Here is a 2,189-nt window from a genome sequence, read left to right on the forward strand (position 1 = left end):
CTCACGCCCCATCCCCGCACGCTGCGAACCCTGACCCGAGAACAGGAACGCCAGCGGGCCGGGCTCGGTGTGGCCGGAGACGTACCCGCGGTCGGCGAGGCCGGTGCGTGCCTCGTCCACATCGGACGCGACAAGGGCGGCGCGGTACTCGAAGGCGGCGCGGGTGGTGGCCAGCGAGTGGGCGAGGTCGGCGAGGCGGGTGTCCGGGGTGACGGCCCCGGCCACGCGGTCGAGCTGGGCGGCGAGCGCGGCCTCGGTGCGAGCCGACACCAGGATCGGGACGACCGGCGGGGCATCGGCGACGGGGTGCTCGGCCCGCTCGGGGGCGCTCTCCACGATGAGGTGGGCGTTGGTACCGCTGATGCCGAAGGAGGAGACACCGATCCGGCGCGGCTCGTCGCTGGCGGGCAGCGGCTGCGCGGTGGTGAGCAGTTCGATCGACCCGGCGGACCAGTCGACGTGCGGGGTGGGCTCGTCCGCGTGCAGTGTGCGGGGCAGCACGCCGTTGTTGAGCGACAGCACCGTCTTGATGACGCTGGCGACGCCCGCGGCGGCCTGGGTGTGGCCGATGTTCGACTTCAGCGAGCCGAGCCACAGCGGCCGGTCGCGCTCGCCGCCGTAGACCGCGAGCAGGGCCTGCGCCTCGATCGGGTCGCCGAGGCGGGTGCCGGTGCCGTGCGCCTCGACGGCGTCGACCTGCTCTGGGGAGAGCCGGGCACTGGCCAGCGCGGCGGCGATGACCCGCTGCTGTGACGGCCCGTTCGGCGCGGTGAGACCGTTGGAGCCGCCGTCGGAGTTGACCGAGGACCCTCGGATCACCGCGAGCACCGGCAGGTTCTCGGCCAGCGCCCGCGACAGGGTGGTGACGAGCACCATCGCGGCGCCCTCCGCCATGCCCATGCCGTCGGCGGCGGCGGAGAACGCCTTGCAGCGGCCGTCGGAGGCGAGCCCGCCCTGCCGGTCGAACTCGTGGAACATCGTCGGGTGCGGCATGACGGTGACACCGCCGACGAGTGCGTGCGTGCAGTCGCCAGCCCGCAGCGCGTGGCCCGCCACGTGCAGCGCGGTCAGCGAGGACGAGCACGCCGAGTCGACGGTGACGGCTGGACCTTCCAGACCGAGCGTGTACGCGATGCGGCCGGACACCACCGAGGTGGCGCTGCCGGTCATGACGTAACCCTCCGAGCCCGCCGCGCCCGCGCCGACGGCCACGTCGTAGCCCTGGCCGTTGGCGCCGACGAACACGCCGGTGCGGCTGCCGCGCAACGAGTGCGGGTCGATCCCGGCCCGCTCGACGACCTCCCACGCGATCTCCAGCGCGAGCCGCTGCTGCGGGTCCATCGCCACGGCCTCGCGCGGGTTGATCTCGAAGAAGGCGGGATCGAACCGCGCGGCGTCGTGCAGGAAGCCGCCGTGTGCCCGGCCCGCGAGGTGCTCCGGCACCCAGCCACGGTCGGCGGGGAACCCGGTGACCGCGTCGCCGCCGTGGTCGAGCAGCCGCCACAGGTCCTCGGGGGAAGCCACCCCGCCGGGCAGCCGGCAGCTCATCGCGACGATGGCGACCGGCTCCTGCCCGCCTGCGGAGGCGGTGCGCAGGCGCTGGCGGGTCTCGTGCAGCTCGGCGACAACCCGGCCCAGGTAGTCCCGGAGTTTCTTTTCGTCAGCCATCGTGTCCAGTCGCTCCTTCTTCACCGCGAGGTCAGTTGACCCCGAGGTCCCGGTCCACCAGGTCGAACAACTCGTCGTTGGAGGCGGTGCCCAGGCGGGCAAACAGGTCGGCGGCGACGGCGGTCGTGCGCTGCCTGGCGAGCAGCGCCTCAAGCCGCATCACCACGCGGACGCGGGCGACGTCGTCGTCGGCCAGCGCGGACAGTGCCGCGTCGAGCCGGTCGAGCTCGCCGGGCGTCGGGAGGTCCCCGCCTGGCGCGGCGGGTTCCGGTGTCAGCAGGCCGAGCAGGTGCCGGGCCAGTGCGGCCGGGGTGGGGTGGTCGAACACCAGCGTCACCGGCAGCCGCAGCCCGGTGGCCGAGGCGAGGCGGTCCCGCAGCTCGACCGCGGTCAGCGAGTCGAAGCCCGCCTCGCGGAAGGGCCTGGCGGCCGGTACGTCGTCGGCGCTGTCGTGGCGCAGCACGGCCGACGCACTGACGCGGACCATCCCGGTCAGCGTGCGCTCGCGCTCGGCCGGGGTC

2 protein-coding genes are annotated in these 2,189 nt (G+C 74.3%); both read right to left on the minus strand.

Translation table 11 applies throughout. From position 1 onward, the window contains the following. A partial coding sequence (locus WBA97_RS21455; RefSeq protein ID WP_424232670.1) for a type I polyketide synthase occupies positions 1-1,668 on the minus strand: 1,668 nt, incomplete at its 3' end. Between the two features lie 31 nt (positions 1,669-1,699). After that, positions 1,700-2,189: acyl carrier protein (locus WBA97_RS21460; protein ID WP_424232671.1), on the minus strand; the 490-nt coding region annotated here is incomplete at its 5' end.

The sequence above is a fragment of the Actinophytocola sp. genome (assembly GCF_049647105.1).
In the GTDB taxonomy this organism is placed as follows: Bacteria; Actinomycetota; Actinomycetes; order Mycobacteriales; family Pseudonocardiaceae; genus Actinophytocola.